General features: G+C 52.0%; 8 protein-coding genes. 5 read left to right on the plus strand and 3 right to left on the minus strand.

Annotated elements, in window-relative coordinates; genetic code table 11:
• Nucleotides 1-33 precede the first annotated feature (33 nt).
• A complete protein-coding gene (locus tag INT22_RS11890) occupies nucleotides 34-1,200 on the plus strand; it encodes a zinc-binding dehydrogenase (protein ID WP_193068274.1) in 1,167 nt (388 codons plus the stop codon).
• Nucleotides 1,201-1,211: 11 nt separating this feature from the next.
• Nucleotides 1,212-2,261 carry a proline racemase family protein gene (locus INT22_RS11895; RefSeq protein WP_089039486.1) on the plus strand — a complete coding sequence of 350 codons (1,050 nt, stop codon included), beginning with the start codon at nucleotides 1,212-1,214 and terminating at the stop codon, nucleotides 2,259-2,261.
• Here INT22_RS11895 and INT22_RS11900 read toward each other — a convergent pair.
• Both INT22_RS11900 and arfB read right to left on the minus strand, forming a co-directional pair.
• The gene (locus INT22_RS11900) at nucleotides 2,258-2,479 is read right to left on the minus strand and encodes a DUF1289 domain-containing protein (RefSeq protein ID WP_089039485.1); all 222 of its coding nucleotides are present in this window, start codon (nucleotides 2,477-2,479) and stop codon (nucleotides 2,258-2,260) included. The two genes, INT22_RS11895 and INT22_RS11900, sit on opposite strands and share 4 nt — an antisense overlap.
• A gap of 67 nt (nucleotides 2,480-2,546) precedes the next feature.
• A complete protein-coding gene (gene arfB / locus INT22_RS11905) occupies nucleotides 2,547-2,963 on the minus strand; it encodes an alternative ribosome rescue aminoacyl-tRNA hydrolase ArfB (protein WP_038477244.1) in 417 nt (138 codons plus the stop codon).
• A gap of 200 nt (nucleotides 2,964-3,163) precedes the next feature.
• On the opposite strand from arfB, the gene INT22_RS11910 reads away from it, so the two are divergent.
• The 3 genes from INT22_RS11910 (at nucleotide 3,164) to INT22_RS11920 (ending at nucleotide 5,009) form a co-directional block, all read left to right on the plus strand.
• Nucleotides 3,164-3,775 carry a flavin reductase family protein gene (locus tag INT22_RS11910; protein ID WP_089039484.1) on the plus strand — a complete coding sequence of 204 codons (612 nt, stop codon included), beginning with the start codon at nucleotides 3,164-3,166 and terminating at the stop codon, nucleotides 3,773-3,775.
• 143 nt (nucleotides 3,776-3,918) lie between these two features.
• Nucleotides 3,919-4,488 (plus strand): DJ-1/PfpI family protein, encoded by a 570-nt coding sequence (locus INT22_RS11915; protein ID WP_095603895.1) that lies wholly within the window; start codon nucleotides 3,919-3,921, stop codon nucleotides 4,486-4,488.
• Nucleotides 4,489-4,646: 158 nt separating this feature from the next.
• Nucleotides 4,647-5,009 carry a ribbon-helix-helix domain-containing protein gene (locus INT22_RS11920; protein ID WP_038477238.1) on the plus strand — a complete coding sequence of 121 codons (363 nt, stop codon included), beginning with the start codon at nucleotides 4,647-4,649 and terminating at the stop codon, nucleotides 5,007-5,009.
• Between the two features lie 71 nt (nucleotides 5,010-5,080).
• On the opposite strand, the gene INT22_RS11925 is transcribed toward INT22_RS11920, so the two are convergent.
• On the minus strand, nucleotides 5,081-5,738 hold a 658-nt coding region (locus INT22_RS11925; RefSeq protein WP_226912664.1), incomplete at its 5' end, for a DUF1499 domain-containing protein.

A 5,738-nucleotide genomic window follows, 5' to 3' on the forward strand; every position in this document is an offset into this window, starting at 1 on the left:
AGGTTCATCCAACGTTTCACAACGGAGAAATTTATGGCCGAAGCTGTACCTCAAGTACCGAAAACGATGTCTGCCATGTTGTTAACAGGCCATGGTGATATAGATAAATTGCAGTACCGGCAGGATGTTATGACCCCTAAACCAGGGGCGGGGCAAGTGCTGGTTCAGGTAACAGCAACGGCCAAAAATAATACTGACCGGAAAGCGCGTGAAGGGCTTTATCCTACGAAAGGGAAAGAGGAGGTCACATCGTTTGCGATGGGAGGATCGCCCACACTGACATTTCCTCGTATTCAAGGGGCTGATATTGCTGGACGCGTGGCGGCAGTAGGCGAGGGCGTGGATGCTTCACGTATTGGAGAACGAGGCCTGCTCGATTTTAATATTTACGCTGATGAGCGTCGCGATATCAATCTGACGCCAGATTATTATGGCCACGGGGCTGATGGTGGCTATGCTGATTTTGTCGTCGTCCCAGCCGACCAGTTTCATCATGTTCCCAACCCTGAATTGCACGATGCAGAGCTTGCTGCGATGGGGATGTGCTCGTATCAGACGGCTTATCACATGATGACGTCTGCCAACATTGGCGCGGGTGAACGTGTGCTGGTGACAGGCGCCAGTGGCGGTGTCGGAACGGCGTTAATTCAGCTTTGTCGGGTCGTGGGCGCTATTCCTTACGCTGTCAGCCAGCCGGATAAAGCCGATGCGCTGCTGGCGTTGGGTGCAGAAGTCGTCATCGATCGGGGTGATTTATCGACGTTTGTTGAGCGTGTATTGGCGACCACTGATGGTAAGCCGATTGATGCAGTGATGGACTTGGTCGGTGGGCAGATGACCGATCTGTTTATCGATACCATGATTGTTGATATGCAAGGCCGTAGCAGTTATCCGCGGCTTTCCATTGCAGGTGCGAGTGGTGGCAATATCAGCGAGATTATGTGGACTCGCGTCTACTTGTACCAAGTGCAGATTTTTGGTGTTTCCCATGGCACTCGCGAAGAGGCTGAACAACTGATCGAGTGGATTCGCAGTGGGGCGCTAAAACCAGTGCTGCACGCGGCCTTTAAACTATCGGATCTACATAACGCTGAGCGCTACTTTGTAAACCGTGGCAGTAACTACCTGGGAAAAATAGTTATTGTTCCTGATGCGCAGTGGGAAACCCATGGTGCGCCGTTTGCCCTCACCACCGCCTAGGAGCAGTGCTAATGAAAAATCTGCATACGATTCAGCTGATGGATACTCATGCCGGTGGTGATGTTAGCCGTATTGTGACGGGGGGGATCGGTGTGCTTCCTGGTGCCACAGTACGCCAACAAATGGAGTTTCTGCGTGATGATGCCGATGGTTTGCGACGGCTGTTGCTAGAAGAGCCGTATGGTATTCCGGAGATGTCGGTAGATCTGTTGGTGCCTTCCTCGCATCCGGACGCCGTCGCGGGCTATATCATTATGGAGGTCATGGGCTACCCGATTTATTCGGGTTCTAACACGCTGTGTACAGCCACTGCTGTGTTAGAAAGTGGGCTGGTCCCCAAGCAGGAAGGTATTCAACGCTTTAAACTGGAAGCACCCGCAGGCTTGGTGCAAATTGAAGCGAAGGTGAGCAATGGGGTAGTGGAGTCTGTTACCTGTGAAGGCCTGCCAAGCTATATCGACACCTATCGCGATACGATTCAAGTTCCTGAACTTGGAGCAATTACCTACTCAGTCGCTTACAGCGGTGGCTTTTATGCCTTGGTAGATGCCGAAGAGTTAGGCTTCAAGCTAGTACGCAGTGAGGAGCAGGCGCTTGCCGCTTGTGCTTATAAAATTGTTGAGGCGATCCAAGCGCAGCGCGGCTTTTCCCATTACACCCTGGGAGATGTAGGGCCATTGCCGTTTTTACATTTTATGGGGCCGGAAGAAAAAGTAGCTGAAGGCTATATTCGCTCGCGTTCAACAACGTATGTACATCCTGGTGTTATTTGTCGTAGCACCACTGGCACGGGCACCTCAGCGCGGTTGGCGCTGATGAATTATGAAGGTCGGCTGAGAATCGGTGATAAGTTAGAAACCGTATCACTACGTGAAACGGGGTTTATTGGTACCTTCACCGGCACGCATCAAGAAGGCGCTTATCAAGTGGTGGAGAACACCACGACTGGCCGTAGCTATGTGTTGGCAGAATCAAACATCGTGATTAACTGCGACGACCCGATGGTAGCGTGTGGCGAACTGCATCACATTCTGAGTGACCGGCATACAGAAGAGGGCTAGCGCTCTTCTCTGCGTAATGCGTCGACATAGCCTGTTTGCTCAAGTCGCTCCCATACCGGGGTCTTCTCGGCCTCGGTCATACTTCCCCAACAGGCAATTTCATCTAGCGTCCGACCGCAGCCTTGGCACAATGAAGAGGCTGGATCAATGTTGCATACCTGAATGCAGGGCGACAGCGGACGAGCAGCGCAGAGTGTAGTGGATGAGTCGCTGGACATGATGGCTAAGCTCAATGCAGTGGTGAGAAAACGGCGCTAGGCGAGAATTACTTACTCTGTTCACTTCTTATGAGAGTGGCACTTTACCACGCAGTGACTTCGTTTTGCCTTTACGCGTTTTGTGGTCCACACGGCGTCGCTGTGAGCCTTTGGTGGGCTTAGTTGGCCGCCGCGTTTTCTGCTGCTTGCCAGCACTTTGAATCAGTGCTTTTAAGCGTGCAAGAGCGTCCTCTTTGTTCAATTCCAGGGTGCGATAGCTTTGCGCTTTGATAATCACCACGCCCTCTTTACTAATACGCTGATCAGACAGTGCCATTAAACGCTCTTTATAAATCGGCGGTAGTGTAGAGCTTTGAATATCGAAACGTAAATGCACCGCAGAGGCGACTTTATTGACGTTTTGGCCACCCGAGCCTTGCGCTCTGATCTGACTAATATCGATTTCCCAGTCCGCTATCGTCACGTTATTTGAGATAGTGAGCATTCAGTTCCTTTATGTCGCGTGTGGCTCGTAAGGCTAGCATACTTAGCGCCGAGGAGCCGATTTGAGACGGATCAAGGGCATGTCTCATGAATACTATGCTCGGGCGATGGATAGCTTACGGGACTTGTTGGGTTGCCCGGCTAGGGGCACAACTTTAAAGTAGCTTGCTACTCTTTATAACCACTGCCATAGGAATACCCATGGATTACTTACTCGATGAACAACCTTTGAGTGCTGGTGTTATCTACCGTTTGCTGTCAGGCAGTGTCTGTCCAAGGCCAATTGCATGGGTGTCAACTCAAGATAAGAACGGCAATACAAACCTCGCACCGTTCTCCTTTTTTAACGTAGCCAGCGTTAATCCCCCCATCCTGGCTTTTTCACCGCTGCTCGACGGCAGCGGGCTGCCCAAAGACACGCTGCGCAATTTAACCGAACTAGCCGAATGCGTCGTGCATATAGGCAATGAAACGTTGATAGAAGCGCTCAACACGACCAGCGCCAGTGTTCCTCCCGAGCAAGACGAGTTCTTATTAGCGGGGCTAGAGAAGGCTGAAATGCCGGGAATCAGCGTGCCACGTATTGCAGGTGCCCCGGTCGCCTTTGGTTGCAAGCTGCGCGACTTAATTCGTTTTGGCGATCAGCCATTAGCGGGATCGTTAGTGCTGGCTGAGATTGTCGCTATTCATATTGATGACGCGATATGGGATGGTCGGCATATCAATATGGACGTGCTAAAGCCAGTAGGGCGCTTGGCAGGCAGTGATTATGTACGCATCAGTGACCGGTTTGCTCTTGAGCGGCCTGCATAATCTAGCTAACCGATGTCATAAGCCTTGTCGTGAGTGGATGTAGTAGTGGCTTACTACCCGCTGCGAAGCTGCACTTGCTACTCTCATTTAACACACCCTTCGTGTGCTCTGTGCCTCGACCAATAACGACAAGGAGAAGTGAGATGAGCAACAAACGAATTTTAATGATTACCGGCGATTTCACTGAAGATTATGAAACGATGGTGCCTTTCCAGGCACTGATGGCGGTTGGCCATCAAGTCGACGCGGTATGTCCCGACAAGGTCGCCGGTGATACCGTGGCAACGGCTATTCACGATTTTGAAGGTGACCAAACGTATACTGAAAAGCCCGGCCATCGTTTCGCTCTGAATGCTGATTTTGCCAAAGTTAACCCGGCTGACTACGACGCCTTGGTGGTTCCTGGTGGCCGCGCACCGGAATACTTGCGCTTAAACCAGGAAGTACTGGCGATGGTGAAGCACTTTTTTGACACCCAGAAGCCGGTCGCTGCTATCTGTCATGGCGCCCAGTTGCTGGCCGCTGCTAAGGTGCTTGAAGGTAAGCAGTGTTCCGCTTATCCGGCTTGCCAGCCAGAAGTGGAACTTGCCGGTGGCCACTTCGCAAACTTGGAGGTCACTGATGCAGTGACGGATGGCAACCTGGTCACTGCACCTGCATGGCCCGCTCATCCTGCTTGGCTTGCCCAGTTTATGGCGCTATTGGATAAGTAGCACTGCTGATAGGTACCCCTTTCGTGCCCAGCGGTATCGAACTCAATACGGTTGGGCGCGTTGTCTGTTAGCCGCTATGCTAAAAAGCAGAATTTACTCGATATCAGATCTTGCCTAGTAGCTTAATAGTAGAGTTTGATAGCGGAGAGGGCATAACGATGTGCAAGTTGTTTATTGATGCCGACCCTGAGCTATGGCGTAGTGCCACGCACTCGCTGCGCATTGATGGCATGGTGACCAGCGTTCGCATGGAAAACTACTTCTGGCACCTGCTGGAAGAGATGGCTCAACGGGATGGGATGAACACGGCTCAACTGATTACGCGGCTTTATCATGAGTCGATTGATGCTGGCCACGATCTTGGTAATTTCACCTCATTTTTGCGTGTCTGCGCGCTGCGCTACCAGGCGCTTCAGCTTAGCGGTGATATTCCAAAAAATGTAGAGGTGGCGATTGGCTCGCTAGATGCGCAGCAAATTCTGAGCAGAGAAGCTGCCGCGCGTACTAACCAAATGCACTGAAAGAAGTGCATTGATACTGGCTCTCTACCGTTAAATCGGTCAATAGCTGCAAGCCGCATCAGATAAGGCCGTTATTCTAGCCGCTTAGCCAGATTATCCAGGAAGGTTTCGATACGCAGTGCGTTGGTGCCGACATCGCTGGTTCCCAGCCGGGAGGCTGAGCGCATATCTACCTGCACGCCGTTTTGTTGCTCAGTAAGACGAATGATGACGTCATCTTCAAAGCCAAACCAACGGGTCGTGGCGGTTGCTTCGATAGTACTCTCTGTTATCGCGGCGATCTGCCAGCCGGACGCTTCTACTTCTGCCTGAACTGCCGCAAGAACGGTCGCTTTAGGCGCAGTTACTTGTAAAGGTCGCACATGTGGATAAGCATTTTGTTGCTGACGCGCGGTAGCTTCTCCTGGGTAATCAACGGCATTAGGTGCTGCCTCGCGGGCGTCTCTTAGCGCGACAAAGTCGGGTGGGTTTTGGGTGTCGGTGGTTATGTCATGAATGGCGGGTGCCTGCTGTGCACGCTGCCATTGCTGCCAAGGTATATATAACAAGGCAGCGGTTGCAACAATAACGAAGATAGCCACTACGCCAGCACCCATGCGGCGGGTAAAGGCGCTGATGAGCAACAGCAAGACACTGATAGCCACAGCTGCGGTTGCTGCATAGACACCATTGCGCATCAGGTTGAAAGCGTCGCCCAGGCCAATCAACTCCCAGCGATAGGCTGGCCCT

Origin of the sequence: Halomonas sp. 3D7M, assembly GCF_014897885.1 — a bacterium.
Taxonomy (GTDB): domain Bacteria; phylum Pseudomonadota; class Gammaproteobacteria; order Pseudomonadales; family Halomonadaceae; genus Vreelandella.